At 69.1% G+C, this 26,622-nt stretch carries 24 protein-coding genes; 11 read left to right on the top strand and 13 right to left on the bottom strand.

Going from position 1 to position 26,622, the window contains the following annotated elements:
- Positions 1-25 precede the first annotated feature (25 nt).
- Both LCL87_RS00495 and tatB read left to right on the top strand, forming a co-directional pair.
- Positions 26-1,519 (top strand): S1C family serine protease, encoded by a 1,494-nt coding sequence (locus tag LCL87_RS00495; protein WP_510850669.1) that lies wholly within the window; start codon positions 26-28, stop codon positions 1,517-1,519.
- A gap of 72 nt (positions 1,520-1,591) precedes the next feature.
- On the top strand, positions 1,592-2,005 hold the full coding sequence (gene tatB, locus LCL87_RS00490; protein WP_225015457.1) for a Sec-independent protein translocase protein TatB: 414 nt from the start codon (positions 1,592-1,594) through the stop codon (positions 2,003-2,005).
- An 85-nt stretch (positions 2,006-2,090) separates the two neighbouring features.
- Here the strand turns inward: tatB and LCL87_RS00485 are convergent, their stop codons facing one another.
- The 4 genes from LCL87_RS00485 to LCL87_RS00470 all read right to left on the bottom strand — a co-directional run bounded on the left by LCL87_RS00485 (position 2,091) and on the right by LCL87_RS00470 (position 6,352).
- Entirely contained in the window at positions 2,091-3,227 is a 1,137-nt protein-coding gene (locus LCL87_RS00485; RefSeq protein WP_225015455.1) for an Mrp/NBP35 family ATP-binding protein, read from the bottom strand.
- 47 nt (positions 3,228-3,274) lie between these two features.
- Positions 3,275-4,378: a lytic murein transglycosylase gene (locus LCL87_RS00480; protein ID WP_225015453.1), complete on the bottom strand. Its 1,104-nt coding sequence runs from the start codon at positions 4,376-4,378 to the stop codon at positions 3,275-3,277.
- A 167-nt stretch (positions 4,379-4,545) separates the two neighbouring features.
- Positions 4,546-5,085, bottom strand: coding sequence for a DUF1003 domain-containing protein (locus LCL87_RS00475; RefSeq protein ID WP_225015451.1), 540 nt, complete (start codon positions 5,083-5,085; stop codon positions 4,546-4,548).
- Positions 5,078-6,352 (bottom strand): magnesium transporter MgtE N-terminal domain-containing protein, encoded by a 1,275-nt coding sequence (locus LCL87_RS00470; protein WP_225015449.1) that lies wholly within the window; start codon positions 6,350-6,352, stop codon positions 5,078-5,080. The genes LCL87_RS00475 and LCL87_RS00470 overlap by 8 nt, the downstream gene beginning before the upstream one ends.
- A gap of 55 nt (positions 6,353-6,407) precedes the next feature.
- Between LCL87_RS00470 and LCL87_RS00465 the strand changes: the two genes are divergently transcribed.
- Together LCL87_RS00465 and LCL87_RS00460 are read left to right on the top strand one after the other, a co-directional pair.
- Complete coding sequence (locus LCL87_RS00465) at positions 6,408-7,367, top strand: HpcH/HpaI aldolase/citrate lyase family protein (protein ID WP_225015447.1); 960 nt, start codon at positions 6,408-6,410, stop codon at positions 7,365-7,367.
- A gap of 100 nt (positions 7,368-7,467) precedes the next feature.
- Complete coding sequence (locus tag LCL87_RS00460) at positions 7,468-7,956, top strand: general stress protein (RefSeq protein WP_225015445.1); 489 nt, start codon at positions 7,468-7,470, stop codon at positions 7,954-7,956.
- On the opposite strand, the gene LCL87_RS00455 is transcribed toward LCL87_RS00460, so the two are convergent.
- Positions 7,887-9,398 carry an MFS transporter gene (locus LCL87_RS00455; protein WP_225015443.1) on the bottom strand — a complete coding sequence of 504 codons (1,512 nt, stop codon included), beginning with the start codon at positions 9,396-9,398 and terminating at the stop codon, positions 7,887-7,889. The two genes, LCL87_RS00460 and LCL87_RS00455, sit on opposite strands and share 70 nt — an antisense overlap.
- Positions 9,399-9,630: 232 nt before the next feature.
- Between LCL87_RS00455 and LCL87_RS00450 the strand changes: the two genes are divergently transcribed.
- From LCL87_RS00450 to LCL87_RS00430, 5 genes are all read left to right on the top strand, one after another.
- On the top strand, positions 9,631-10,218 hold the full coding sequence (locus LCL87_RS00450; RefSeq protein ID WP_225015441.1) for a suppressor of fused domain protein: 588 nt from the start codon (positions 9,631-9,633) through the stop codon (positions 10,216-10,218).
- Positions 10,219-10,339: 121 nt separating this feature from the next.
- Positions 10,340-11,236 carry a PHP domain-containing protein gene (locus LCL87_RS00445; protein WP_225015440.1) on the top strand — a complete coding sequence of 299 codons (897 nt, stop codon included), beginning with the start codon at positions 10,340-10,342 and terminating at the stop codon, positions 11,234-11,236.
- The gene (locus LCL87_RS00440) at positions 11,233-11,553 is read left to right on the top strand and encodes a hypothetical protein (protein ID WP_225015438.1); all 321 of its coding nucleotides are present in this window, start codon (positions 11,233-11,235) and stop codon (positions 11,551-11,553) included. The genes LCL87_RS00445 and LCL87_RS00440 overlap by 4 nt, the downstream gene beginning before the upstream one ends.
- Positions 11,554-11,898: 345 nt before the next feature.
- Entirely contained in the window at positions 11,899-13,089 is a 1,191-nt protein-coding gene (locus LCL87_RS00435; RefSeq protein ID WP_225015436.1) for an NAD(P)-dependent malic enzyme, read from the top strand.
- Positions 13,090-13,211: 122 nt separating this feature from the next.
- On the top strand, positions 13,212-14,087 hold the full coding sequence (locus LCL87_RS00430; protein WP_225015434.1) for an alpha/beta fold hydrolase: 876 nt from the start codon (positions 13,212-13,214) through the stop codon (positions 14,085-14,087).
- On the opposite strand, the gene LCL87_RS00425 is transcribed toward LCL87_RS00430, so the two are convergent.
- Genes LCL87_RS00425 through LCL87_RS00410 form a run of 4 tightly spaced genes read right to left on the bottom strand, consistent with a single transcriptional unit; the run spans position 14,050 to position 17,516 of the window.
- Complete coding sequence (locus LCL87_RS00425; RefSeq protein WP_225015432.1) at positions 14,050-14,757, bottom strand: ABC transporter permease; 708 nt, start codon at positions 14,755-14,757, stop codon at positions 14,050-14,052. The two genes, LCL87_RS00430 and LCL87_RS00425, sit on opposite strands and share 38 nt — an antisense overlap.
- Entirely contained in the window at positions 14,757-15,446 is a 690-nt protein-coding gene (locus tag LCL87_RS00420) for an ABC transporter permease (protein ID WP_225015431.1), read from the bottom strand. The genes LCL87_RS00425 and LCL87_RS00420 overlap by 1 nt, the downstream gene beginning before the upstream one ends.
- Before the next feature lie 4 nt (positions 15,447-15,450).
- Positions 15,451-16,572 carry an ATP-binding cassette domain-containing protein gene (locus tag LCL87_RS00415; RefSeq protein WP_225015429.1) on the bottom strand — a complete coding sequence of 374 codons (1,122 nt, stop codon included), beginning with the start codon at positions 16,570-16,572 and terminating at the stop codon, positions 15,451-15,453.
- Positions 16,569-17,516: an ABC transporter substrate-binding protein gene (locus tag LCL87_RS00410; RefSeq protein ID WP_225015428.1), complete on the bottom strand. Its 948-nt coding sequence runs from the start codon at positions 17,514-17,516 to the stop codon at positions 16,569-16,571. Before LCL87_RS00410 ends, LCL87_RS00415 begins: the two co-directional genes overlap by 4 nt.
- A gap of 189 nt (positions 17,517-17,705) precedes the next feature.
- On the opposite strand from LCL87_RS00410, the gene LCL87_RS00405 reads away from it, so the two are divergent.
- Positions 17,706-18,620 carry an ABC transporter substrate-binding protein gene (locus tag LCL87_RS00405; RefSeq protein ID WP_225015426.1) on the top strand — a complete coding sequence of 305 codons (915 nt, stop codon included), beginning with the start codon at positions 17,706-17,708 and terminating at the stop codon, positions 18,618-18,620.
- On the opposite strand, the gene LCL87_RS00400 is transcribed toward LCL87_RS00405, so the two are convergent.
- From LCL87_RS00400 to LCL87_RS00390, 3 genes are read right to left on the bottom strand one after another with little or no spacing between them, the layout of a single operon-like run.
- Positions 18,579-19,514, bottom strand: a complete 936-nt coding sequence (locus LCL87_RS00400) for an alpha/beta hydrolase (RefSeq protein WP_225015424.1) — start codon at positions 19,512-19,514, stop codon at positions 18,579-18,581. The two genes, LCL87_RS00405 and LCL87_RS00400, sit on opposite strands and share 42 nt — an antisense overlap.
- A 14-nt stretch (positions 19,515-19,528) precedes the next feature.
- Entirely contained in the window at positions 19,529-20,359 is an 831-nt protein-coding gene (locus LCL87_RS00395; protein ID WP_225015422.1) for an SDR family NAD(P)-dependent oxidoreductase, read from the bottom strand.
- Complete coding sequence (locus tag LCL87_RS00390; RefSeq protein WP_225015421.1) at positions 20,356-21,957, bottom strand: flavin-containing monooxygenase; 1,602 nt, start codon at positions 21,955-21,957, stop codon at positions 20,356-20,358. Before LCL87_RS00390 ends, LCL87_RS00395 begins: the two co-directional genes overlap by 4 nt.
- A 70-nt stretch (positions 21,958-22,027) precedes the next feature.
- Here LCL87_RS00390 and LCL87_RS00385 point away from each other — a divergent pair, with 70 nt between their 5' ends.
- Positions 22,028-22,639, top strand: coding sequence for a TetR/AcrR family transcriptional regulator (locus LCL87_RS00385; protein ID WP_225015419.1), 612 nt, complete (start codon positions 22,028-22,030; stop codon positions 22,637-22,639).
- A gap of 206 nt (positions 22,640-22,845) precedes the next feature.
- Here the strand turns inward: LCL87_RS00385 and LCL87_RS00380 are convergent, their stop codons facing one another.
- The gene (locus LCL87_RS00380) at positions 22,846-26,595 is read right to left on the bottom strand and encodes a multifunctional oxoglutarate decarboxylase/oxoglutarate dehydrogenase thiamine pyrophosphate-binding subunit/dihydrolipoyllysine-residue succinyltransferase subunit (protein ID WP_225015417.1); all 3,750 of its coding nucleotides are present in this window, start codon (positions 26,593-26,595) and stop codon (positions 22,846-22,848) included.
- Positions 26,596-26,622 lie beyond the last annotated feature (27 nt).

Genomic DNA, 26,622 nt, shown 5'->3' with positions numbered 1-26,622 from the left:
ACGCACACGAGGGGGACACACGCGCGTGACGGCTGACTCGAGGACGCCCGGAGCGGCGGACGCCGGATCGGATCGACCCGAACGGCCACGCCTGGCCCCGCGTCCGGTGTACCGCCCCGAGGTGGATCCGGCCGCCACCCACGCGTTCGGTCGTCCGGCGGACGTCGCCGGTTCGTTCGTCCGTGCCTCCGATCCTCGGGCCGGCGGGCCGTCCCCGATCCGGGTCGGGCGACCCGATCCCGTGCTGGCCGAGGCGTTCGGCCGCCCCGACGGTGAGGCCGATTCGATCCAGCGTGCCCCCGAGTCCGTCGTCGACGTCGTCGCAGACGCCGATCCGGCCGATCCGTGGCGCGATCCCGACGCCCCCGTCCGCCTGGGCGCGCCCGCCGAGGCGTCGACCGTTCCGGCCCGGATGCCCGACGCTCCCAAGCTGGGCATCCGCGACGTCCTGCTCGGCGATCACGTCGAGGGCAAGGCGCTCGCCGGACTGGCGGCCCTCGCGCTCGCGATCGGACTCGTCGGCGGGCTCATCGGAATCGCGGCGACGTCGGATCGCGACAGCCTCACCAGCCGGAGCGTGACACTGTCCCAGTCCGGCGACGACGGCGACGAACCGGTGGGGCAGATCGCCGCGGTCGCCGACGCCGTGCTGCCGTCGGTCGTCTCCATCCAGGTCGCGCAGGGCGAGCAGTCCGGAACCGGGTCGGGCGTCGTCGTCGACGGCGCCGGCTACATCGTCACCAACAACCACGTGATCTCGATGGCCGCGACCGCCCCGGAAGGGGCGACGATCCGGGTGACCTTCTCCGACGGAACCAAGGTGCCTGCGCAGATCGTCGGCCGCGACATCAAGACCGACCTCGCCGTTCTCAAGACCGACGCGAGCAACCTCACGGTCGCGGATCTCGGCAAGTCCTCCGATGTGCAGGTCGGCCAGGACGTCGTGGCCGTCGGGTCACCGCTGGGTCTGAACAAGACCGTGACCCGGGGCATCGTCAGTGCGCTCAACCGCCCCGTCCGACTCAACGGTGCGGGCACCGACACCGATGCGGTGATCGACGCCGTGCAGACCGATGCCGCGATCAACCCCGGCAATTCGGGTGGCCCGCTCATCGACATGGACGGACGGGTCATCGGGATCAACTCCGCGATCCGCTCGGAGAGCGGCGGGTCGGTGGGCCTCGGTTTCGCGATTCCGATCGACGACGTCACGGCGGTCGCGCAGGAACTGATCCGCAACGGCGTCGTCCACCACCCCGAGATCGGCGTCAACGCCCGGACCGTCATCAACGACGCGACCAGCGGTGCCGAGGTGGCGAACGTGCAGGCAGACAGCCCGGCGCAGAAAGCCGGCATCGTCGAGGGCGACGTGATCGTCAAGGTCGGGGACCGGTCCGTGTCCAGTGCCGACGAACTGATCGTCGCGGTCCACGATCAGCAGGTCGGGAAGCCGGTCACCGTGCAGTTGTTCCGCTCGGGGCGGTCCGTGGACGTCGAAGTGACCCCCACATCGGACTGACGTCGCGCGTCGCGTATGTGAAATTTTCGTATCGCACGAGCGAGTCCGCATGCGGACACGTACTCTGAACCCGTGTTTGGCAACATCGGCTGGGGCGAGTTCATGGTGCTCCTCATCGCAGCGCTCGTCATCCTCGGTCCCGAGCGGCTCCCCGGCGCCGTCAGCTGGGTGACCAAGTCGCTCCGGCAGGTCCGCGACTACGCCAGCGGCGCCAGCCAACAGCTGAAGGACGAGCTGGGGCCGGAGTTCGACGACCTCCGCAAGCCGCTCGCCGACCTCAACGAACTGCGTGGCATGACGCCGCGCGCCGTCATCACCAAGCACCTGCTCGATGGTGACGACTCGCTCCTCAAGGGAACGTTCGACGGCAAGCCGTTCGACAAGGGCATCGGCGGCTCCAACGGCTCGGGCGCCGTGGGCGCTGCGCCGGAGCAGAAGCCGCTCGCGGCCGGCGAGCGACCTCCGGTCGATCCCGACGCCACCTGATCCACACCTCGAAACGACCGAAGGGCCGGTTCGCATCCATCGATGCGAACCGGCCCTTCGGCTACGAGTAGCCCCGGGTTGCGGGTCAGAGGTGCCGGACGGTGTCGATCCCGAGCGACATGCCCGCCAGGCCGCGCGAGCGGACCGACAACTTGTCCGCGATGTCGCGCAGCACGGTGCCGGCGGGGGAGTCGGGGGCGCCGAGGACGATCGGGACGCCGGCATCACCGCCCTCCCGGACCTCCTGCTCGAGCGGGATCTGACCCAGCAGCGGCACCTTGGCGCCGACGGCCTTGGTGAGCCGGTCGGCGACGGCCTGTCCGCCGCCCGAGCCGAACACCTCCATGCGGGTGCCGTCGGGCAGTTCCATCCAGGACATGTTCTCGACGACGCCGGCGATGCGCTGACGGGTCTGCAGGGCGATCGCGCCGGCGCGCTCGGCCACCTCGGCGGCCGCCTGCTGCGGCGTCGTCACGACGAGGATCTCCGCACCCGGGATGAGCTGGGCGACCGAGATCGCGACGTCGCCGGTGCCGGGCGGCAGGTCCAGCAGCAGCACGTCGAGATCGCCCCAGAAGACGTCGGCCAGGAACTGCTGCAGCGCGCGGTGCAGCATCGGCCCGCGCCACACGACCGGGGTGTTGCCCTGCGTGAACTGGGCGATGGAGATCAGCTTCACGTCGTGCGCCTGCGGCGGCATGATCATCCGCTCGACCTGGGTGGGCTTGGCGTCGGTGCCGAGCATGCGGGGGACCGAGTGGCCGTAGATGTCGGCGTCGAGCACGCCCACCGAGAGGCCCTTCGCAGCCATCGCGGCCGCGAGGTTGACTGTGACGCTGGACTTTCCGACACCACCCTTGCCGGACGCGACGGCGTACACGCGGGTCAGCGATCCGGGCTGGGCGAACGGGATCACGGGTTCGGTGGAGTCGCCCCGCAGCGAACGCCGCAGTTCGGTGCGCTGCTCGTCGTCCATGACGTCGAGTTCGACCCGGACCGCGCCGGCGCCCTCGACGTCCGCGATGGCCTTGGTGACCCGTTCGGTGATCTCGGTGCGCAGGGGGCATCCCGCCGTGGTCAGGTAGATGCCGACGTCGACGCTGCCGTCGTCGCCGATGTCGATGCTCTTGACCATGCCGAGTTCCGTGATGGGTTTACGGATTTCGGGGTCCTGCACCTTCGACAATGCGGTGCGGACGGCGGTCTCGGTCAGGGCTGCCATGCCCCCCATGTTAGGCGGCGCGATGCCGGACTTGTCGGGGGCGCCGCCTATGCGGCCGGTCCCGGTGCCGGAGCCGGTGCCGGTGGTGGGCAGAAGACCAGGCAGGGCAGTGGCGGCAGGCCGGGGATGGTGGGCAGCGGCATGGGTGCGGGAACCGGCGCCGTGGCCTGGTCGGCGGCGTGGTCGGCCGGCGGTGCGGCCGGGGTCGGCGTCGCAGCGGAGGGTGACGGCGCGGCCTCGGCGACCGCCTCGGTGTCCGGGGACCGCTCGGGCGGGGCCGGGGCGACCGGAACGGCGGGCGCGGGCGTGCCACCGGTCCGGTACGCGGCCGACCACGACAGCACGTTCGCCATGTACGTCGACGAGTTGTTGTAGCGGAGCACGGCGCGCGTCAGCTGGGACGGGTCGTTCAGGTTCAGCCCGCCCGCGCACAGGTACCGCGCGGACGACAGGGCCGCGTCGAAGACGTTGTTGGGGTCGGCGACGCCGTCACCGTTGCCGTCGGACGCGTAACGCACCCACGTGCTCGGGATGAACTGCATCGGGCCCACCGCGCGATCGTGCACCGGGTCGCCGTCGAGCGCGCCGCGGTCGGTGTCGGTGATGATCTCGTTCCCGGCCAGGTGGCCGTTGAGCGTGGGGCCGAGGATCGGTGTCACGGTGGTGCCCGCGGCATCGGTCTGGCCGCCGCCCGCGTGTCCCGACTCGATCTTGCCGATGCCGGCGAGGAGGTTCCACTGCAGGCCGCAACCCGGCTGTGCACCCGCCATCGCCAGTTCCGCGGAGCGATAGGCGTTGAGCACGATCTCCGGGATGCCGAGGGGTCCGACGACGACCGGGACCGGCACGGATCTGGGCGCGGAACCCGCCAGCAGCGCCGTCGCGTCGGGGAGCACCGGAGTCGGTGCGGGCCTGGCGGTGCGTAGTTGGCGTTCCGGTCGGGGCGCGGCGGGGACGAGGCCGACGGTCGGGACCAGCGCGGCCTGCGCCTCGGGCGCCTCGGTGGTGGTCGCGACCGAGGACGACGCGGCGGTGGCCACGGAGGCGGCCTCCGGGGGCGAGGTGTCGAAAACGCCACCGAGCGATGCCGCTGCGGTCACGACTCCGGCGAGGACGAGGGACGACGTACCGAGGATTCCACGCACACGCACTCTTCAGACCCCTCCTTGCGGGAAACCCGCATCCACTCGCGTTGCACGACCGAGCGCCGCCGTCCGGTAGATCTCGATCGATGTGACACACGTTACATATCGGTGACCGGTCGTGTCGGAGAACCGGGCCGAGTGCTCGGATCGTCCGGCAAAGGAGGTGTGGGTCGCTACTTGCGGGAGCGAGGCTTGGGACCGGGCTGTTTCGGCTCGTCGTCGACCGGTCCCGACTCACGCTCGCCGAGTTCCGTCAGCAGCTGGCGGATGTCGTCGAGCTCGCGGCGTAGGTAGTCGCGGGTTGCGACCTCGCCGACGGCGAGACGCAGGGCCGCGAGTTCGCGGGCCAGGAACTCGGTGTCGGCCTTGGTCTGCTCGGCACGGGCCCGGTCCTCCTCGAGCGACACCCGGTCGCGGTTCTCCTGCCGGTTCTGCGCCAGCAGGATCAGGGGTGCGGCGTACGCGGCCTGTGTCGAGAACGCCAGATTCAGCAGGATGAAGGGGTAGGGGTCCCACTGCAGCGTCACGGCGAAGACGTTGAGGAGGACCCAGACGATCACGATCACCGTCTGGATCAGCAGGTAGCGGCCGGTGCCGAGGAAGCGGGCGATGTTCTCGCTGACGCGGCCCACGGCCTCGACGTCGATGTGGAATCTCAGGCCCCGGGTACCGCGGGGCGTTTCGAGGCGCTGGCGTCCGCTCGGTTCACTCATGATCGTGGTCCTCCTCGCGCCAGTCGGCGGGCAGGAGGTGGTCGAGGACGTCGTCGACGGTCACCGCGCCGAGCAGATGACGCTCGTCGTCGACGACGGGTGCGCACACCAGGTTGTAGGTCGCGAAGTATCGGGTGACGGTCGCGAGAGAGTCCTCCGGGTCGAGGCGCGGCAGGTCGTCGTCGAGGACACCGCCGACCAGGCTCGCGGGTGGTTCCCGTAGCAGCCGTTGCAGGTGTACGCACCCGAGATAGCGGCCGGTCGGCGTCGCGGTGGGTGGTCGCACCACGAACACCATGCTCGCGAGGGCCGGTGTGAGGTCGGCGTTGCGGGCGCGGGCGAGCGCCTCGGCCACCGTCGTCGACGGCGTCAGCACCACCGGTTCGGGGGTCATGAGGCCGCCGGCGGTGTCGGGGGAGTGCTCGAGCAGTCGCCGGACCGGCGCGGAGTCCTCGGGATCCATCAACTGCAGCAGCGACTCGGCGTCGGTCTCGGGCAGTTCGCCGAGCAGGTCGGCGGCGTCGTCGGGATCCATCGCCTCGAGCACGTCCGCCGCGCGTTCCACCTCGAGGTGCAGCAGCAGGTCGGTCTGGTCGTCGGCCGGCAACTCCTGCACGACGTCCGCGAGACGCTCGTCGTCCAACGCGAGAGCCACCTCGTGCCGGCGCTTCTCGGGAAGTTCGCGCATCGCGTGCGCGACGTCGGCGGGGCGCATGCCCTCGAACTGCATCAGCAACTGCGAGACGCCCTGTCCCGGCATCGACAGCGCGGTCGGCGTCAGCCCGTGCACGTGCTGCCAGTCGACGACGTGGATGGCCGAGCGGCGCCCCAACCGGCCGCGGTGCGCGCGGACCGCGACCCGTGAGACCACCCAGTCCCGGGTGCGGGTCAGTTCGATGCCCAGATCGACGACGACGACGTCGGTTCCGATGAGATCGGTGACTTCCGAGTCGTCGATGGTGACGTGCGAATCGAGGACCTGGGCGAGCGCGAGCACCTCGGTCGGGCGCTGATCGAACCGGCGCAGACTCACGTTGCCGGTCCGGAGCGTGACCGAACCCGGCTCGATCGCCGTGACACGGAGCATGGGAACGAAAATGCGTTTGCGCGTGAACATCTCGATGACCAGGCCCAGTACTCGGGGCGGCTGTCTGCCTATTCGGATCGTCAGCACGACGTCGCGCACACGCCCGATCGACTCGCCGTCGGGTCCGAGAACCACCAGGCCGGCGAGCCTGGCTGCGAATACCTTGTTCACAGCTGCCATGATGAAAAGGCTAAATCCTCGCTGGGATATCCACTGAATTCGGAGGCCGCCGGTCATGACTTCTCGCTTCAGGCCGCGTCGGTCGGTTCTCGCTGTCCCGGGGTCCAGTCGCAAGATGATCGACAAGGCGAAGGGGCTTCCGGCGGATGCGATCTTCCTCGATCTCGAGGACGCGGTGGCGCCGATCGCGAAGGCGGAGGCGCGGGGCCGGATCGTGGATGCGCTCAACGAGGACGGGTGGGGCGACCAGCTCAAGGTGGTGCGGGTCAACGACTGGACCACCGAGTGGACCCACGCCGACATCGCGACCGTCGTCGGCGGTGCGGGCGCCAACCTCGACGCGGTGCTGCTGCCGAAGGTGCCGGACGCCAGTCACGTTCAGGCGCTGGATCTCCTGCTCACCCAGATCGAGAAGGCCAACGGCCTCGAGGTGGGGCGGATCGGGATCGAGCCGCAGATCGAGAATGCGATCGGTCTGACGAACATCAATGCGATCGCGGCCGCGAGCCCGCGCGTGCAGACCCTCGTCTTCGGTCCCGCGGACTTCATGGCCAGCATCAACATGCGCACCCTCGTCGTCGGCGAGCAGCCCGACGGCTACGACCGCGGCGACGCCTATCACCACATCCTCATGAGCATCCTGATGGCCGCCCGGGCACACGACCTGCAGGCGATCGACGGTCCGTACCTCGCGATCCGCGACGTCGAGGCGTTCCGGCGGTCGGCCCAGCGCACCGCGGCACTCGGCTTCGACGGCAAGTGGGTGCTGCACCCCACCCAGATCGACGCAGCCAACGAGGTGTTCAGCCCGCGTCAGCAGGACTTCGACCAGGCCGAGTTGATCCTCGACGCCTACGACTTCCACACCTCGGCCGCGGGCGGCGCCCGCGGAGCCGTGATGCTCGGTGACGAGATGATCGACGAGGCGAGTCGCAAGATGGCCTTGGTCGTCTCGGCGAAGGGGCGTGCCGCGGGGATGGCCCGGACGTCGTCGTTCACGCCGCCGTCCGACTAGGGGGCGTCCGACCGGTGGTGCGGGCACAATTGATATCAAGGACCGGCTACCGGTAGAAACCGGACATATCGCACGCCGCCGAGCAGGAGAGACGAAGACGATGACGAATCCACTCTCGCAGCCGAACCGCCAGGGGCGCGGATTGCCGACGCCGCCGACCGGCTGGCCGATCGGTTCGTACCCCACCTATGCCGAGGCACAGCGCGCGGTGGACTACCTGTCGGACCAACAGTTCTCGGTCGAGGACGTCACGATCGTCGGTGTCGACCTCATGCAGGTCGAGCGGGTGCTCGGACGACTCACCTGGGCCAAAGTGATTGGCGGCGGCATCGTTTCGGGTGCCTGGCTGGGTGTGTTCTTCGGACTGCTGCTCGGGATCTTCACCGGCGACTTCCTGGGGCCGTTGCTCGTGGGCATCTTCGGCGGCATCGTCTTCGGCCTGATCTCGACGACCATTCCGTACGCGGCCGCCCGTGGCACGCGCGACTTCTCGTCGACGATGCAGTTGGTGGCCGGCCGCTACGACGTGCTGTGCGACCCCAAGACGGCGGAGTCGGCCCGCGACATGCTGGCCAAGCTCGCACTCTGATCCGGCGCAGCGGACTCGTCCCATACGTCCGTGGTGCGTCGGCCGCCGCCGCCGACGTAGACCAGCACGGTCGACACGATCGCGCACACCACGCCGAACCCGAACGCGATCAGATAGGCGTCGACCCGGGCGAACGCGGTGTCGCCGATCGTGAGGCTCGCCAGCAGCGTCGCCAGCAGCGCGCTCGCGACGGAACTGCCCGCGGTGCGTGCGATCGAGTTGACGCTGTTCGCGACTCCGGTGTTGTCACTGCTCACCTCGGCGACGAGGAGCGCCGGCATCGCGGCGTACGCCAGGCTGGTGAAGGCCGACGCCACCATCGAACCCGCGATGACCTGCCACGATGCGTCGTGCGCGACGATGAGGGAGCCGAATCCGAGGATGCCCAGCACCCCCGACGCCGCCATGACGGCGCGAGCGCCGAAGCGGGTGATGAGGGCCCCCGAGCAGATCGACGCGACGACTCCGACCGTCGCCCCCGGGAGGATGTAGACCAGTCCGGACTCCATCGGGTTGGCGCCGAACCCGTATCCCGTGTTCTCCCGGGACGTCTGGACGAAGTACGTGAGTGTCGTGATGTTCACGAACATGCCGGCGCCCACCAGCAGACCGGCGAGGTGGGTGAACAGAACGGGGCGGTGCGTCAGCATCTCGGTCGGCACCAACGGATGGGCGATGCGCCGCTCCAAGGCGAACCAGGACACGAGCACGACGACGCCCGCGACCGCGCAGCCGAGCGTGCGGGCCGACGCCCAGCCCCACGTGTTGCCCTCCGAGAGCGGCAACAGGATCAGCACCAGTCCGATGCCGAGGAGCGCCGCGCCGAGCCAGTCCACGCGCCCGCTGACCGGATTCTCGCGAGCGGGAACGACGGCGACGACCAGGACGATCGCCACCACCGTCAGGGCGGTCGCGAGCCAGAAGGCATGGCGGTAGTCCGCGCCGTCGGGCACGACGAGTCCCGTCAGGACCATGCCGACGGCACCGCCGAAGCCGAGCGTCCCGGACAGCAGGCCCATCGCGGACGTGAGCTTGCCGGGGGCCAGTTCCTCGCGCACGATCGCCAGGCTCACCGGGAACGCCGCGAACGACACGCCCTGCAGGATCCGGGCGACGATCAGCAGCGGCAGCGATTCGGTCACGGCCGCGACGACCGATCCGGCGAGGACGATGCCGAGCACCGCGAGCAGCACCGTCTTCTTGCTGCGCAGATCGGCCATGCGTCCGGCGATGGGTGTCATGACTGCGGCCGCGAGGAACCCGGACGTGAGCGTCCACCCGACCGCGGTGGTGCCGATGTCCAGTTGGCGGCTGATGACGCCGGACAGGGGGAGGACCACGGTCTGCTGGACGGACACGACGAGGATGACGAAGCAGAGGGCCGCGGTGAGAAGCGTTCCGGGTGCGCCGGTGCGAGGCGCGGGGCTATCGGGGCGAGACAAGAGAACTCCTGGGTGAATCCGTGCGAAGTCGAGCCGAGTCGAATCGAGTGCGTCGCAGTCGAGTGCGTCGGCCGGAAGAAATTGCAAATTGGTTATCTCATTTAACTAGTGGGTTGGCGCCGCAAAGTACAGTCGTCTTCCCTGTGGTCGGGAGAGGGGTCCGAAAGACCTCGCGCGCAGGGCCGTTCGATGCGTCGACGGCGCGTGTCGAACACCGGTGTTAGATGGGTGTGTGACTGACAGCGTTGTCTCGGCCGTGCGTTCCCATCTCGACCAGCACATCGGCGGTCCCGAGCCCACCGCGGCGTCGGTGACCTTCCTGGGTGTCGAACCCGTGGACGTCCTGCGCTACCCGGGCGACGGCGACGCGCCCGTCCGGTATGCCAGCCTGGGCTGCTCCCGGCACCCGATGGGTGACCCGAGCGACATGATCGCCGACCCGACGCGCGGACCGCGCGCGGAACTCGTCCTGAGCCTGATCGGCGGCGCCGGCGTCGCGTCGGGCGTGCACCGGACACTGGCCGTGCTCGCGGCCGCGCCCTCCGTCGAGGGCGTCGTGTTGCGTCCGGACGGACTGATCGACCTCGGTGAACCGCTGTGGAAGGGCGTGCCGTTCACGGCCGTGCTGCTCGGCGAGAGCGACATTCCGGATCTGGTTCTGCCCGAACCGCTCGACCCCGTGCAGTTCCTCGAGGTGGTGCCCCTCACCGGGACCGAGGCGGCATGGGTCCGGTTGAAGGGCGCCGCCGCGCTGCGCGAGGCGTGGGCGGAGGCCGGTATCGACGTCCGCGACCCGGATCGCGGCGCGGCCACGCTGTGACGGCCCCGGTATTGCCGCGCTGATGTCCGATTCGATTGCGGGCCAACCGAAAGCGGCTCGTGTCGATCGCAACGGGTGCGGGCGCGCGGCGTCACCGGGGCGAACCTGACACACTGGTTCGGTGCGCATCGATCTCCACACACACTCGACCGCTTCGGACGGCACCGACTCCCCGGCGGAGTTGGTGCAGGCGGCTGCGGCATCGGGCGTGGACGTCCTCGCGATCACCGATCACGACACCACTTCGGGGTGGAAGGAAGCCGCGGCGGCCCTGCCGGCGGGGCTGCGGCTGGTGCGCGGAATGGAGATGTCGTGCGAGGGCCGCGGCGAGGACGGCCGCCCCGTCGCGGTGCACCTGCTCGCCTACCTCTTCGACCCCGAGTCGCGGGAGTTCGCCGTCGAGCGTGAGCGACTGCGCGACGAGCGAGTGACCCGGCTGCGAGCGATGGCGATCCGGATGGCCGACGCGGGACTGCCGATCGATCCGGACGCGATCCTGGCGGACGCCGGGCCCGCCGTCGGGCGTCCGCACCTGGCGCGGGCGCTCGTCCGTGCGGGAGTTGTGGACAGCGTCGGCGACGCGTTCACCGACCTGCTGTCGACGCGCAGCCCCTACTACGTGCACAAATCCGACACCCCGCTCGAGCGGGCCGTCGAGATGGTCGCCGATGCGGGCGGCGTCAGCGTGATCGCCCACGCGCGGGCCCGCACCCGGGGCCGGCTCCTCGATATCGGTCATATCCGTGAACTCGCCGAGCACGGGCTGGGCGGGCTCGAGGTCGATCACCCCGACCACAATGCGGCCGACGCGGCCCTGCTGCGCTCGCTGGCCTCCGAACTGGATCTCGTCGTCACCGGGTCCTCGGACTACCACGGAACGAACAAGACGATCGCCCTCGGCGAGCACACGACCTCGCCGGAGGCTTACGAGGAGATCGTTGCGCGCGCGAGCGGCGTCCCGGTCCTCACCGGCGCCGGCGCTGTCGACCTCCCCGCGACCGGAGGAGCGGGTCGATGACGTACGAGGACTTCGGGTCCGTCCGGCGTCGTCCGCGTGATTCGTGGGTGGCGAGGACGCTGCGTGGACTGTCCGGTGTGGTCGCCGGCGGTGTCGTCGTGCTGACGGTGGTCGTGCTCGTCGCGGCGTACCTCGCATCGGATCGCGACTTTCCCGGGCCCGGCGCGGAGTCGATCGCCGCGCACGTCGTCGCGAGTGTGCTCGTCGTCGGCCTGCAGGTGTTCTCGGATCGGCGCCGCGGTGGGACGTCCGCCCTCGCCTCCGGTGCGATTCTCGTGATTACCGCTCTGTTGCTGTGGACCCAGTGGTGGTCCTGACCCGCGCGCCCCGCTGATTTACATCCTCACAGGTAGAGGTCGGTTTCCGTGAGGGAGTGACCGTTCTGGCGGATTTGATTCCTGCCTTCCGATGGTGCAAAATCATTGCACTCCGCGTGGGTGCTACCGCCCTTCTCGGAGTTCTTCAGGTGGCAGAACTTGTGCCAGGGCCCACCCCGCCCGGCGCCATCACGCTCCGGCTAGCAGTGCAACGATCGCGCGTTCCGGTAGCTGCAACCGATCAATCCTGTGTTCGTCAAGTGCCGCATCGTTTTCACCTCCACGATTCGGTTACTTCTCAGTAACCAGGACCCGAGTGAGTCTGGCCTCAAGAGGAGTGTCATCGTGTCCCCTGTGTCTGAAGCTTCCGTTACGCCAAAGGTCGAAATAACCGACGAGGAAATTTTCGCGGGCCACATCGGTGGCAAGCTCTCGGTCGAGACCACCGCCCCGCTCGATTCCCAGCGCGCGCTGTCGATCGCGTACACGCCCGGTGTTGCGCAGGTCAGCCGCGCAATCCACGCCGACGAGACGCTGGCCGATCGCTACACGTGGACCAACCGGCTCGTCGTGGTCGTGAGCGACGGCTCCGCGGTCCTCGGCCTCGGTGACATCGGTCCCCGCGCGTCGCTGCCCGTCATGGAAGGCAAGTCGGCGCTGTTCAAGAACTTCGCGGGTCTCAACTCGATCCCGCTGGTTCTGGACACCAAGGACCCCGACGAGATCGTCGAGACGCTCGTTCGACTGCGCCCGAGTTTCGGCGCAGTGAACCTCGAGGACATCTCGGCGCCGCGTTGCTTCGAGATCGAGCGCCGCGTCATCGAGGCCCTCGACTGCCCGGTCATGCACGACGACCAGCACGGCACCGCGATCGTCGCGCTCGCCGCACTGCGTGGCGCCGCGAAGGTCCAGGACCGTGACATCACCGCGCTGCGCGTGGTGATCTCCGGTGCCGGTGCCGCCGGTGTCGCGTGCGCCAACATCCTGCTCGCCGCGGGCATCGCCGACGTGACCGTCCTCGACTCGAAGGGCATCGTGTCCTCCGACCGCGAGGACCTCAACGAGATCAAGGCCGATCTCGCGTCCCGCACCAACCCGGCCGGCCGCAGCGGTGGCCTGGTCGAGGCGCTCGACGGCGCGGACGTTTTCCTGGGTGTCTCCGCGGGCACGGTGCCCGAGGAGATCATCGCGACGATGGCGCCCGAGTCGATCATCTTCGCGATGTCGAACCCGGACCCGGAGATCCACCCGGACATCGCCGCCAAGTACGCGGCGATCGTCGCGACGGGTCGTAGCGACTTCCCGAACCAGATCAACAACGTGCTCGCGTTCCCGGGTGTCTTCAAGGGCGCCCTGGACGCCGGTGCGCGCCGGATCACCGAGGGCATGAAGCTCGCTGCCGCGGACGCCATCCTGTCGGTGCTCGGCGACGAGCTCGCGGTCGACAAGATCGTGCCGAGCCCGCTCGACCCGCGGGTCGCGCCGGCCGTGGCCGCCGCCGTCGCGCAGGCCGCCAAGGACGAGGGCGTCGCCTGACGACCCGCCGCAACGCGTGAGCGGGGCCCCGTCGCAATTGCGGCGGGGCCCCTTTCTGCTCAGCGTGGGTCATGTCGCCGGATCCGGTCCGTGTTCGTTTGGTTTCGTCCAGGATGGTCCGCATGCATGAGATCACCCTGGACCTCGATGCGGTCCGCCTGCGGGCATTGACGTGGGGTCCGGAAACGGGCCGGCTCGCGGTCCTGCTGCACGGTTTCCCGGACACGGCCCACACCTGGCGGCACCTCGGTCCGGTCCTCGCAGACGCGGGCTGGCGGGTGGTTGCCCCGTTTATGCGCGGTTACGCGCCTTCCGCGGTGCCGGACGACCGCAGCGGGCACGTGGCGGCGTTGATGGACGACGCCGTGGCGATCCACACCCGCATGGGCGGGGGAGCCGACGCGGTGCTGATCGGTCACGACTGGGGTGCGGTCACCGCGAACGCGCTTGCCGCGCATCCCGACAACCCGTTCGTCGCGGTCGCGGCGCTCGCGGTGCCGCCGATCCCGACGCTGCGCACTCCGGCGGTGCTGCCGGCCCTGCCCCGGCAGCTCCGCAACAGTTGGTACATCCTGTTCAACCAACTGCCGGTCCTGCCCGAGCGGTGGGCGGACCGGGTGGTCCCGCGGCTGTGGTCGGACTGGTCACCCGGGTACGACGCCGCGGAAGACCTGCCCGCCGTGGCGGCGGCGATGGCTGATCAGGAGCACCGGCGCGCGGTGATCGGCTACTACCGCAACATGGCTCGGCCCTTTCCTCGGCCTCCCGCCCGCTATCGACGGTGGGTGGGTGCGGAGATGCGTCCCCCGATCACCCCGGCGCTCTACCTGCACGGCGGCCGGGACGGGTGCCTCGATCCGCGTCTCGCGGCGCCCGCGGCGTCCGCGCTGCCGCCGGGAAGCGCGGCGCACGTCGTCGCGGACGCGGGTCACTTCCTGCAGTTGGAACAGCCCGGTGAGGTCAACGCGTTGATTCTGAAGTTCCTCGCGACGGTGTGACCGCTAGCCGGCGGCGCAGGCGCCCGGTGCCGGGCACCGACGCCCACACGGCGGCCGCGAGGATCGCGTCGACGACCAAGGCGAGCGCGGCGACGAGGATCGCGCCGACGAGGACACGGTCGTAGCTGCGCAGCGCGAGGCCGTCGAAGATGTAGCGGCCGAGGCCGCCGAGATTGACGTACGCGGCCACCGTCGCGGTCGCGATCACCTGCAGTGTCGCGCTGCGCAGTCCGCCGAGAATCAGCGGCAGCGCGTTGGGGACCTCGACGCGCAGCAGCACCTGCAGCGGCGTCATCCCCATTGCCTCGGCGGCGTCGACCACTTGCCGGTCCACGTTCGCGACTCCCGCGTACGCGCCCGCCAGTAACGGCGGAATGCCGAGCAGCACCAGCGCGAGTATCGGCGGGATCAACCCCAGCCCGAGCAGTAGCACCAGCAGCGTGAGCACGCCGAGCGTGGGCAGCGAGCGCAGCGCGTTCACCACACCGACGACGACGATCTCGCCGCGGCGGAAGTGCCCGATCGCCAACCCGATCGGCACCGCGACCACCGCCGCTCCCGCGACCGCGAGCAGGCTGTACCAGAGGTGCTGGAGGATCCGGGCGCCGATGCCCGTCGGGCCCTGCCAGTTCGCGGGATCCACGAGGTAGTCCCAGGCGCTCGTGAACATCAGGCCGGGCCCTCCGACAGCGTGACGGTCGCACGCTGTGACCGGACCCGGCGGGTGCCGGCGCGCTGCCACGGCGTCAGGTACCGGCCGAGGAGATACAGCGCGGCGTCGAAGATCAGCGCGAGCGCGACGATCGCGATGATGCCGGCGACGATCTGTTCGGGATAATCCCGCTGGTAGCCCTTCGTGAACAGTTCACCGAGTCCGCCGACGCCGATGAGCGCGCCCACCGACACGAGCGAGATGTTGGTGACAGCGACGACGCGGATGTTCGCGACGAGGACCGGAAGGGCCAGTGGCAGTTCGACGGTCAGCGCCCTCCGCAGCGGCGTGAAGCCCATCGCGGTCGCCGAGTCCACGACGTCGGCCGGTACCGCGTCGAGCGCCTCCGGCACGGCGCGGACCAGGAGGGCCGTCGAGTAGATCGTCAATGCGATCACGACGTTGGTCGGATCGAGGATCGCGAGCCCGAAGACGGTGGGGACCGTGACGAACAGCGCGAGTGAGGGAATCGTGAACGCGATGCTCGCGACCACCAGCGTCGTGCGGCGCAGCCACGGGACGCCCCGGACGGCCGTGCCGAGGGGGATCGCGATCACCAGTCCCAGCAGCAGCGGGAGCAGGGCCAGATACAGGTGCTCGCGCGTCAGTTCGAGTACGTACGAGAAGTTCTCGGTCAGGTAGCGCACGCCGTCACCGTCCGCTCCGGAGGCGATCCTCCGTGCGTCGCTGCTCGGCGAGCAGCGCCACGACGTCGGCCGCATCGATGCCGCCGGCCACCGCACCCGACGCATCGACCGCCACGCCGATCCCCGACGGCGACGAGATCGCCGCGTCGAGCGCCTGCCGCAGATCGGTGCCCACCGTGAACAGCGACCCGCCCGCCGCCGACGCCTGCGCGACGGGCCGGCCGGTCCGGACGGCAGCCAGACCGGCCGCGTCGATCCAGCCCTGCGGGTGCCCGGAGTCGGTCACGACGAGGGCCCAGTCCCCGGGCGCGAGTGTCGCGGCGGGGATCTCGGATTCGCGGAGGCGGCGGACGTCGTGCAGCGGGACCGAATCGGCGCTGCGGAACGACAACCCGCGGTAGCCACGGTCTCGGCCGACGAAGTCCGCGACGAAATCAGTTGCGGGAGAAGCCAGCACGGTGTTCGGGGCATCGTACTGTTGCAGCCGGCCGTGCGGACCGAAGACCGCGAGCCGGTCGCCGAGCCGGACGGCCTCGTCGATGTCGTGGGTGACGAACACGATGGTCTTGCGCAGTTCGGCCTGCAGGCGCTGCATCTCGGACTGCAGCTCGGCCCGCACCACCGGGTCGACCGCGCTGAACGGCTCGTCCATCAGCAGGATCGGCGGATCGGCCGCGAGTGCCCGCGCCACGCCCACCCGCTGCTGCTGGCCGCCCGACAGCTGCGCCGGATACCGGCCCGCCAGCACCGGATCGAGCCCCACCCGGTCGAGCACGTCGAGTGCGGCACGCCGGGCCGCGCGGCGGGACTGCCCCCGCAGCACGGGAACGGTCGCGATGTTGTCGACGACGGTGCGATGCGGCAGCAGCCCGCCGCCCTGGATGACGTACCCGATCGAGCGCCGCAGTTCGACGGCATCGGTGGTCGCGACGTCGCGTCCGTCGACGGTCACGGTGCCCGCGGTGGGCACCACCATCCGGTTGATCATCCGCATCGACGTGGTCTTTCCGCAGCCGGACGGGCCGACGAAGACCGTGAACGATCCGGCGTCGATCTTCAGGTCGAGCCCGTCGACAGCGACCGTGCCGTCCGGAAAACGCTTGGAGACAGCGGAGAAGGAGATCACGAGACGGGGGTGTCCAGGCCCTGACGTGCAATCCACTCCTTCGCGGCGGCCTGCGGCTCGGTCTTGCTGCTACCGGACACCGCGTCGTTGAGGCCCACGAGTTCCTCGGTGGTGAGCTTGGCCGAGACCGCATCGAGGATGCGGGTCACCTGGTCGGTCCTCGCCGACGCCCGCATCAGCGGGACGACGTTCTGGGCCGGGAAATTGTTCTTCGGATCGGTGAGAACGACCAGGTCGTTCGCCTCGATCGCGGGGGAGGTGGTGAAGATGTTCGCGGCCGTCACCTGCCCGGACGTGAGCGCCTTCACCGTCGCCGGGCCGCCGCCGTCACCGATCGGCACGAAGTTGGCGGGCGCGATGTCGAGGCCGTAGTTCTCGCGCAGGCCCGGCAGTCCCACCGACCGCTCCTGGAACTCGGCCGGCGCCGCGAAGGTCACCTCGGCGGAATGCGCCGCGAGGTCGGCGATGGACGTCAGGTTCCACTTCTCGGCCGTCTCCCGGGTGACGACCACGGCGTCCTTGTCCTCGGCCGGTGCGGGTGTCGTGATCGCGAGATCCGGTGCCAGCGCGGCCGGTAGTGCGGCGTCGATCTCCGCGGCGGTGGAGGCCGTCGACGCGGGATCGAGGTACTCGAGCAGATTCCCGGTGTAGTCCGGGATCAGCGTGAGCGACCCGTCACGCAGCGCCGGGACGTACACCTCGCGGGAGCCGATGTTCATCTTGGTCTGTACGTCGAACCCGTTGGCCTGCAGCGCCTCGGCGTAGACGAACGCGACCGTCTCCGACTCCGGGAAGTTCGCCGACCCGACGACGATCGCGTCGCTGTCGCCGGTGGAACCGCCGCTGTCGAGTGGATCGCCACCGCAGGCGGCAAGGGACAGCGCGAGCAGGGCGATGAGCCCCGTGCCGAGGCGGCGGCGCAGGCGAATCCGGGAAACGTTCATGTCGTCCTTCCATCGGATCCGGCGTGACGCCGGCCCCCGTTATCGGCGGAGTACGGTCGTCGCGCGGCGACAAGCCGGATCTCTCGACCGCTCGTGATGGTGCGCGGACTCAGTGTAACGATAGGTACGACAAACGCACGGCACCACAGATGCCGGGGTCGCACGAGACGTCGATCGGAGAGGGACACGGTGGCACCGAAAGGAAATGGGCGCATCCTCAGGCTTGCGGCAGGTCTCGCGGCAGGTCTGGCGGCGATTCCCGCGGTCGCGGCGTGCGGGGTGGACACGAGCAGCCGCACCGGCGGGCCCACCGCTCCCGCGGTGGTGATCGGTGCGGCCGACACGGTCGAGAGTGAACTCGTCGCCCGCCTCTACGCGGGCGCGCTCGGCGCGAACGGCAGGTCCACGGAACTGGTCCTCGGACTGGGCGACCAGGCCGACCGCCTGGCCGCGCTCGACGGCAACCGGATCTCGCTCGTGCCCGAGCACACCGGGCGACTGCTGCACCGGTTCGACTCCTCGGCGGACGTCACCGAGGCCGAGGAGGTGTACGACGCGCTCAGCAGATCTCTGCCGGAGGGGCTTTCGGTGTCGGAGTACGCGCCTGCCGACGACCGGTCCGCGCTCGTGCTGACCGAGGGGCAGGCCGAGGCGCTCGGAGCGAGTTCGGTCGCCGACCTCGCCGACCGGTGCTCCACGCTCACGCTGTACGCGTCCGACGACTTCGCTTCGGATGCGGGCGTTCTCGACCGGTTGCAGTCGCGGTACGGGTGCACGTTCGCCGCCGTCGTGCCGGTCGAATCGCCGTCAGGGGGCGCACGCGAACTCGCAGCCGCAGCGTCGCCGGTCGGCGGGACCACCGCCGCCGATCCGGTGGTTGCGCAGGACGAGTTGGTCGTGCTCACCGACGACGAGGGCGCGTTCACGGCTCAGAACGTGGTGCCGCTCTTCCGCAGTGGCGTGCTGACCGCCGACGACATCAGGAGCCTCAGCGTGATCCTGCAGTTGAGCACTGGTGACCTGACGGCGATGGCGGCGCGGGTGCGCGACGGCGAGACCTCGTCAGCCGACGCTGCCGCGGAGTGGCTCGGCGAGCACGCCTGACGCGAACGCCGAGCGGAGGAATCCGCCGAGGTCGGCGACGGCGTCGGCGGCCTCCCCGAGCAGCGACGCCTGCAGGTGGGCGACGTGCCACAGGCGCGGGTACTCCACGTAGTGGAGGTTGTTTCCCGCCGCACGCAGGCGCGACACCAGTTCGACGATCTGCGGGTACAGGACCTCGGCCGTGCCCACGTGTACGGCGGCGGGCGGTAGACCCGTCGGATCGCCGTGCAGCGGTGCATAACCCGGATCGGCGGGACCGCCACCGCCCAGGTAGGCGTCGGCGGAGGCGTAGGCCCACGCGGTGTTCACCACCGTGTCGCGATCGAACGGTGCGTCCCGCGAACCCGGATCGACCCACGGCGAGATGAGCGCGAGCGCGGCCGGAGACAGCCCGTGGGTGTCGATCAGCCGGCGGGCCGTCGCGAGCGCCAGGCCTCCGCCGGCCGAATCACCGGCGACTGCAACGCGATCGGCGGTGAATCCGTGTTCGGTGACCAGCTCGGTGAACGCCGCGACAGCGTCGTCGAGGGCGGCCGGGAACGGATGCTCGGGGGCCAGACGGTAGTCGAGGGTGTAGACGACACCGGCGGATTCGCGTGCCAGGTGTGCCGCGAGGGATCGGTGTGTCGCGAGCGATCCGATGGTGTACGCCCCGCCGTGCAGGTACAGCACCGCGTGCGGGCGCTCGGTGGCTCCGACGGTTATCCGCTCCGCGGGACGGCCGGCGAGAGTGGTCCTCTCGACGACCGTCCCGTCGGGCAGCGTCTGGATCGGTGCGGCGAGGTCCAACAGCGCCCGCTGTACCCGGAACGGGAGACGAGCGTTGAGCGCGAGTCGATAGAACGGCTTGACGCTCGCCTCGACGAGGGGCAGGGGAAGGCGGACCGAACGCATCGTGGATCCCTTCGCTACCTGGACTTCGGCATCACGCGGGACGTCACGGTCGCGACCACCCACTGATAGCTCGGGCCGACGATCCGCACCCACGCATCGAGGAACTTCGCGTCCGCACCGATCAGCACCCGTGCCTTGCCCTTGCGGACACCGTTCGTGATCGTCTTCGCGGCGTCCTCGGGCGTCGTGCGAGCGAGGCGCTTGTCGAAGAACTGCGCGAACGTCACCTGGTCGTCGCCGTCGGGCATCGTGGCGTTGCGGGCGATCGCGGTCTTGATGCCGCCGGGATGGACGCACGTGACCTTCACCGGGTGCTTCGCGATCAGCATCTCCTGACGGAGCGACTCGGTGAATCCGCGCACCGCGAACTTCGCTGCGTTGTAGGCGCTCTGCCCCGGAATGGACAGCAGGCCGAACAGGCTGGAGACGTTCACGATGTGCCCGTCGCCCGACGCGATGACGTGCGGCAGGAACGCCTTGGTGCCGTTGACGACGCCCCAGAAGTCGACGTCCATGATCCGCTCGATGTCCTTGAACTCCGAGCGCTCCACCTCGCCATGGAAGGCGATGCCGGCGTTGTTGTAGACCTGGTTCACCTTGCCGAAGTGGGCGACCACGGCGTCGGCGTAGGAGAGCACCGCCTCCCGCTGCGTGACGTCGAGGTGATCGGACTTGACGTCCGAGCCCAGCGCCTCCACCTGCCGGACCGTCTCGGCCAGCCCCACCGAATCCATATCGGACAGGGCTAGTTTCGCGCCCTGTCCCGCCAGGTTCAGGGCCAGGGCCCGGCCGATTCCCGAGCCCGCGCCGGTGATGACGCAGACCTTTCCTGCGAACTCGCTCACTGTGCCGCCACCTTGTCGTCGTCGAGATCGGTCAGTTCGGTTTCGATCGGGTCCGCGACGGGCGTCTGCGCCGTCATCGCGGGCACCGGTAGATCGCCGGTCGTCACGCTACGGTAGGCCCCGAGGTCGAACTGCTTGGTCATGTTGCGGAATTCGAACGTGAAGCCCGGCCACAGCGTCGTGTTGTTGCCGTGCTTGTCGAGATACCAACTGGCGCAACCGCCGTTGTTCCACACACTCTTCGTCAGCTTGGCCTGCAGGTCGCGGTTGTAGGCGTCCTGGGCGTCCTTGCGCACCTCGATGGTTCCGATGTCGTAGCGCTCGATCACCTTGATCGCGTCGACGACGTAGTTGAGCTGCGACTCGATCATGAACACCATCGAGCTGTGGCCGAGCCCGGTGTTGGGGCCGACCAGGAAGAACATGTTGGGGAAGTTCGCGATCGCCGCACCCTTGTAGCCCTGCTGGCCGCCTTCGTCGAACGTCTGCGCGAGCGAGCGCCCGTCCTTGCCGAAAATGCCTGCGAACGTGGGGGAGTCGGTGACGTGGAATCCCGTCGCGACGACGATCGCGTCGACCTTGCGCTCGACGCCGGTGCGATCGACGACCGAGTCTTTGCGGACCTCGGCGATGCCGTCGGTGACGACGTCGACGTTCGACTGCGCGAGCGCGGGGTAGTAGTTGTTGGAGATCAGCATGCGCTTGCAGCCGATCCGGAAGTTCGGGGTGACCTTCTTGCGCAGCGCCCGGTCCTTGATCTGGCGGCGCAGGTGCCGTTCCGCGGTGAACTGCAGAGGCTTCATGAAGATCGGGGCCTTCGCGAGGCCGACGACCTGCGTCTCACGCATCCAGTAGATGCCGGTGCGGCACAGCTTCTGGAAGCCGGGGACGTACTTGAATGCCAGGTGCTCGGCCTTGGTGTACTCGCGGTCGGCGCGCGGCAGGATCCACGGCGCGGTGCGCTGATAGACGTCGAGCTGCGCGGCCTTCGCCGCGAGCTGCGGCACGATCTGGATGGCCGACGCCCCGGTGCCGATCACCGCGATCCGCTTGCCGGTCAGGTCGGCGTCGTGGTTCCACTGCGCCGAGTGGAAGATCTCGCCCTCGAAACCCTCGATGCCGGCGATGTCCGGGAGCGACGGCTCGCACAGCGCGCCGACGGCGGCGACCACGATCTTGGCGACGAAGTCGCCCTGCGACGTCTGCACCTCCCAGTGGGCGGCCTCGTCGTTCCAGTGCGCCGACTGCACCTCGCATCCGAAGATGTGCTTGTCGAGCACGTTGTACTTACGCGCCACCGACGAGATGTAGTTCTGGATCTCCGGCTGCGGCGAGAACGACCGCGTCCACTCGGGATTGAGCGCGAACGAGTACGAGTACAGGTGCGACGGGACGTCGCACGCTGCCCCGGGATAGGTGTTGTCGCGCCACGTGCCGCCGACGGCGTTGCCGCGCTCGAGCACCAGGAAGTCGTGCTTGCCCTCCTGGACCAGCTTGATAGCAGCGCCCAGACCCGCGAAGCCGCTGCCGATGATCAGGGTGTCGACCTGGCGCGGGGACGCGGCCCGGGCGGAAGTATCTGTGACTGGAAGACTCATATAGGGGAGCGTAGGAGCTTGTTGATCAGCAGTCAATAGCCTACTGACTCCGATTCAGTAAGGTGGCTGCATGGATGCCGTCAAACGTGTACGCCTGAGCCCGGAGGAGCGACGCGCCCAGCTCATCGACCTCGGCGTCCGCATGCTGGCCGACCGCCCGCTCGAACAGATCTCCGTCGAGGACATCGCCGACCAGGCCGGAGTGTCGCGCGGGCTGCTGTTCCACTACTTCGCGTCCAAGCACGACTTCCACGTCGCGATCGTGCGCCACACGAGCGCGGAGATGCTCGCCCGCACCGCGCCGAACCTCGATCTCGCACCGATCGAGATCCTGCGGGACGTCATGGCGTCGTACGTCGACTACGTGTCCGAGAACCGCGACACCTACGTGTCTCTGCTGCGGGGCACCGCGAGCGGCGATCCCGCGATGCGGGAGGTGTTCGAGAGCACCCGCGCCGAGATGGCCCGACGCGTCGTCGAGCAGCTACCGATGCTCGGAATCGAACCCGACGCCCGCATCGCGCTGTCGGTGCGTGGCTGGATCGCGTTCGTCGAGGAAGCCACCATCACGTGGCTGCGGGCGCCCGAGATCCCCCGCGACGAACTGATCGAACTGCTCGTCACCGCGCTGCCCGCGGTCGCACTCAGCTCCGGCATGGCGGCGGCGCTGCTCGGCGGCTGACCTCGCCCCGCGTTTCGCGCACTTATCGCGACCCTGGCCCCCTCCGTCTCGCGTTTTGCGCACTTAGCGCGGGAATCGGGGGCTCGGCCTCGCGTTGTGCGCACTTATCGCGCTCGGTGCGGAGTGCAAAGAACGACACCGGCCCGCCCACTCCGAAGAGTGGACGGGCCGGTGTCGTGTGTCAGCTTCTCAGCCGATCAGGGACATCACTTCGTCGGCGAGAACGCGGACTCGATGATCTCCTGCTGCTCGACGGCGTGGACCTTGCTCGAGCCGGACGACGGTGCCGACATCGCGCGACGCGAGACGCGCTTGATGCCCGCGAGACGCTCGGGGAGCAGTTCCGGCAGGGCCAGGCCGAGGAACGGCCATGCACCCTGGTTCGCCGGCTCTTCCTGGACCCAGAAGAACTCGTTGACGTTCGGGTAGCGGTCCAGCGTCTCCGCGATGCGGCGGCGCGGGATCGGGTACAGCTGCTCGATGCGGACGATCGCGACGTCGTCGCGGTTCTCCTTCTGCTTCTTGGCGAGCAGCTCCCAGTAGATCTTGCCCGCGGTCAGCAGCACACGCTTGACCTTGGTGCGGTCGCCGCCCTGGGTCTCGTACGAGGGCTCCTCGAACACCGAACGGAACTTGCCCGTCGTGAAGTCCTCGAGGTTGCTGACGGCAGCCTTGTTGCGCAGCATCGACTTCGGCGTGAACACCACGAGCGGGCGGCGGATGCCGTCCAGGTGGTGACGACGCAGCAGGTGGAAGTAGCTGGCCGGGGTCGACGGCATCGACACCGTCATCGAGCCCTCGGCGCACAGCTGCAGGAACCGCTCGATGCGGCCCGACGTGTGGTCCGGGCCCTGGCCCTCGTGGCCGTGCGGCAGCAGCAGCACGACGTCGGACAGCTGGCCCCACTTGGCCTCACCGGACGAGATGAACTCGTCGATGATGGTCTGCGCGCCGTTGACGAAGTCACCGAACTGCGCTTCCCACAGCACCAGGGCGTCGGGGTTGCCGACCGAGTAGCCGTACTCGAAGCCCAGACCTGCGAACTCGGTGAGCGCCGAGTCGTAGACCATGAACTTGCCGCCGTTGTCGGCAGCCGTTGCGAGGTCGGCGATCGGGCTGTACTCGTCGCCGTTCTTGCGGTCGATCAGCACGGAGTGACGCTGCGTGAAGGTGCCGCGGCGCGAGTCCTGTCCGGCCAAGCGCACCATGGCGCCCTGCTCGGCCAGCGAACCGAACGCGAGCAGCTCGGCGAACGCCCAGTCGATGTGGCCCTCGCGGGACATCTCGCGACGCTTCTCGATGACCGGCTTGACGCGCGGGTGCACCGTGAAGCCCTCGGGGACGTTGACGAACGCGTCACCGATGCGGGCGAGCGTCGCGGCGTCGACCGAGGTCTGCAGGCGGGCCGGCGGGGTCTGGTCGAGCTCGACCGACTCCGACGGTTCCGGCTTGAACTTCTCGAGCTCGCGAACCTCGTTGAACACCCGCTCCAGCTGGCCCTGGTAGTCGCGCAGGGCGTCCTCGGCCTCCTTGAGCGAGATGTCGCCGCGGCCGATCAGGGCCTCGGTGTAGCTCTTGCGGACGCTGCGCTTGGTGTCGATCAGGTCGTACATCGCCGGCTGCGTCATCGACGGGTCGTCGCCCTCGTTGTGACCGCGACGGCGGTAGCAGATGAGGTCGATGACGACGTCCTTGCCGAACTTCTCGCGGAAGTCGACGGCCAGCTGGGCAACCCAGACACAGGCCTCGGGGTCGTCGCCGTTCACGTGGAAGATCGGCGCGCCGATCATCTTCGCGACGTCGGTGCAGTACTCGGACGAACGCGAGTGCTCCGGGGCGGTGGTGAAGCCGACCTGGTTGTTGACGACCACGTGCACGGTGCCGCCGGTGCGGTAGCCGCGCAGCAGCGCCAGGTTCAGGGTCTCGGCCACGACACCCTGGCCGGCGAACGCCGCGTCACCGTGCAGCATCAGCGGCATGACGGTGAAGCCGTCCTGGCCCTTGTCCAGGATGTCCTGCTTCGCGCGGACCAGGCCCTCGAGGACCGGGTCGACCGCCTCGAGGTGCGACGGGTTCGCGGTGAGCGACACCTTGATGTCGTTCTCGCCGAACATCTGGATGTAGGTGCCCTCGGCGCCCAGGTGGTACTTCACGTCGCCGGAGCCGTGCGCGGCCGCCGGGTTCATGTTGCCCTCGAACTCGGTGAAGATCTTCGAGTAGGGCTTGCCGACGATGTTCGCCAGGACGTTCAGGCGACCGCGGTGCGGCATGCCGATGACGACCTCGTCGAGGCTGTGCTCGGCGGCCTGGTCGATGATCGCGTCCATCATCGGGATGACGGACTCGGCGCCCTCGAGCGAGAAGCGCTTCTGACCGACGTACTTGGTCTGCAGGAACGTCTCGAACGCCTCGGCGGCGTTGAGCTTGCTCAGGATGTACTTCTGCTGCGCGACCGTCGGCTTGACGTGCTTGGCCTCGACGCGCTCCTGCAGCCACATCTGCTGCTCGGGCTCGAGGATGTGGGTGTACTCGACGCCGATGTGGCGGGCGTACGCGTCACGCAGGATCGACAGGACGTCGCGGAGCTTCATCCGCGACTTGCCGTGGAAGCCGCCGACGTTGAACTCGCGGTCGAGGTCCCACAGCGTCAGGCCGTGGCTCGTGACGTCCAGGTCGGGATGGCTGCGGAACTTGTCCTTGACGAACTGCAGCGGATCCGTGTCGGCCATGAGGTGGCCGCGGTTGCGGTATGCGGCGATCATCTCGAGCACGCGGGTGCTCTTGTCGACGGCGCCCTCCGCCACGTCCTTGCGCCAGCGGACCGGCTCGTAAGGAATGTGCAGCGAGTGGAAGACCTCGTCGTAGAACTCGTCGCTGATCAGCAGGTTGTGGATCGTGCGCAGGAAGTCGCCGGACTCGGCGCCCTGGATGATCCGGTGATCGTAGGTGGAGGTCAGCGTCATCAGCTTGCCGACGCCCATCTCCGCGATGCGCTCGTCGCTCGCACCCTGGAACTCGGCCGGGTACTCCATCGCGCCGGCGCCGATGATGGCGCCCTGGCCCGACATCAGACGCGGCACGGAGTGCACGGTGCCGATGCCGCCCGGGTTGGTCAGCGAGATCGTGACACCGGAGAAGTCCTCGGCAGTGAGCTTGCCGTCGCGCGCACGACGGACGATGTCCTCGTAGGCGCCGTAGAACTGCACGAAGTTCATCGACTCCGTGCCCTTGATGGCGGCGACGACCAGCGAGCGGCTGCCGTTCTTGCCGGGCAGGTCGATGGCCAGACCCAGGTTGGTGCTCGCCGGGGTGACGACGTTCGGCTTGCCGTCGATCTCGGCGAAGTGCCGGTTCATGTTCGGGAACGCCTTGACCGCCTGCACGATCGCGTAACCGAGGATGTGCGTGAAGGAGATCTTGCCGCCGCGGGTACGGGCGAGGTGGTTGTTGATGACGATGCGGTTGTCGAACATCAACTTGGCCGGAATGGCGCGAACACTGGTGGCCGTCGGGATGCTGAGCGAGGCGGACATGTTGCGGGCAACGGTGGCTGCCGCACCGCGCAGGACCTGGTTGGCGTCCTGCGTGGACTTCTCCGCGGGAGCAGCCGCGGCGGGCTTGGGTGCCGGCGCTGCTGCCTTGGGTGCCGGGGCGGCGGCGGGCTTGGGTGCCGGGGGAGCCGGTGCAGCCGGGGGAGCAGCAGCGGGTGCCGGTGCGGCGGGAGCTGCAGCTGCCGGTGCCGGGGCGGTGGCCCCGTTCGCGGCCTTGGTGGCGACATCACCGGCGCCGTTGAGCGCCTCACCGTTCCCGGCGGCATTCGCCGCGTCGGGCGAGTAATCCGTCAGAAACTCGTGCCAACTCGCGTCCACGGATGAGGGATCATCCTGGAAGCGTTGGTACATCTCGTCAACCAACCACTGGTTCTGTCCGAACTGGGAAGTAGAGCTGCTGCTCACGGCAGGTGTTCGCCTCGTTTCTTTCTT

The sequence above is a fragment of the Prescottella equi genome (genome assembly GCF_020171745.1).
Classification (GTDB): domain Bacteria; phylum Actinomycetota; class Actinomycetes; order Mycobacteriales; family Mycobacteriaceae; genus Prescottella; species Prescottella equi_A.
This window is presented reverse-complemented; position numbering and strand designations above follow the sequence as displayed.

Excerpts from the sequence above, each read along its gene's own strand:
- LCL87_RS00485 (WP_225015455.1), bottom strand. The coding sequence starts at position 3,227 with ATGGCAGCCCTGACCGAGACCGCCGTCCGCACCGCATTGTCGAAGGTG.
- LCL87_RS00475 (WP_225015451.1), bottom strand. The coding sequence starts at position 5,085 with ATGAGTGAACCGAGCGGACGCCAGCGCCTCGAAACGCCCCGCGGTACC.
- LCL87_RS00470 (WP_225015449.1), bottom strand. The coding sequence starts at position 6,352 with ATGGCAGCTGTGAACAAGGTATTCGCAGCCAGGCTCGCCGGCCTGGTG.
- LCL87_RS00465 (WP_225015447.1), top strand. The coding sequence starts at position 6,408 with ATGACTTCTCGCTTCAGGCCGCGTCGGTCGGTTCTCGCTGTCCCGGGG.
- LCL87_RS00460 (WP_225015445.1), top strand. The coding sequence starts at position 7,468 with ATGACGAATCCACTCTCGCAGCCGAACCGCCAGGGGCGCGGATTGCCG.
- LCL87_RS00440 (WP_225015438.1), top strand. The coding sequence starts at position 11,233 with ATGACGTACGAGGACTTCGGGTCCGTCCGGCGTCGTCCGCGTGATTCG.
- LCL87_RS00430 (WP_225015434.1), top strand. The coding sequence starts at position 13,212 with ATGCATGAGATCACCCTGGACCTCGATGCGGTCCGCCTGCGGGCATTG.
- LCL87_RS00425 (WP_225015432.1), bottom strand. The coding sequence starts at position 14,757 with ATGTTCACGAGCGCCTGGGACTACCTCGTGGATCCCGCGAACTGGCAG.
- LCL87_RS00410 (WP_225015428.1), bottom strand. The coding sequence starts at position 17,516 with ATGAACGTTTCCCGGATTCGCCTGCGCCGCCGCCTCGGCACGGGGCTC.
- LCL87_RS00400 (WP_225015424.1), bottom strand. The coding sequence starts at position 19,514 with ATGCGTTCGGTCCGCCTTCCCCTGCCCCTCGTCGAGGCGAGCGTCAAG.
- LCL87_RS00390 (WP_225015421.1), bottom strand. The coding sequence starts at position 21,957 with ATGAGTCTTCCAGTCACAGATACTTCCGCCCGGGCCGCGTCCCCGCGC.
- LCL87_RS00385 (WP_225015419.1), top strand. The coding sequence starts at position 22,028 with ATGGATGCCGTCAAACGTGTACGCCTGAGCCCGGAGGAGCGACGCGCC.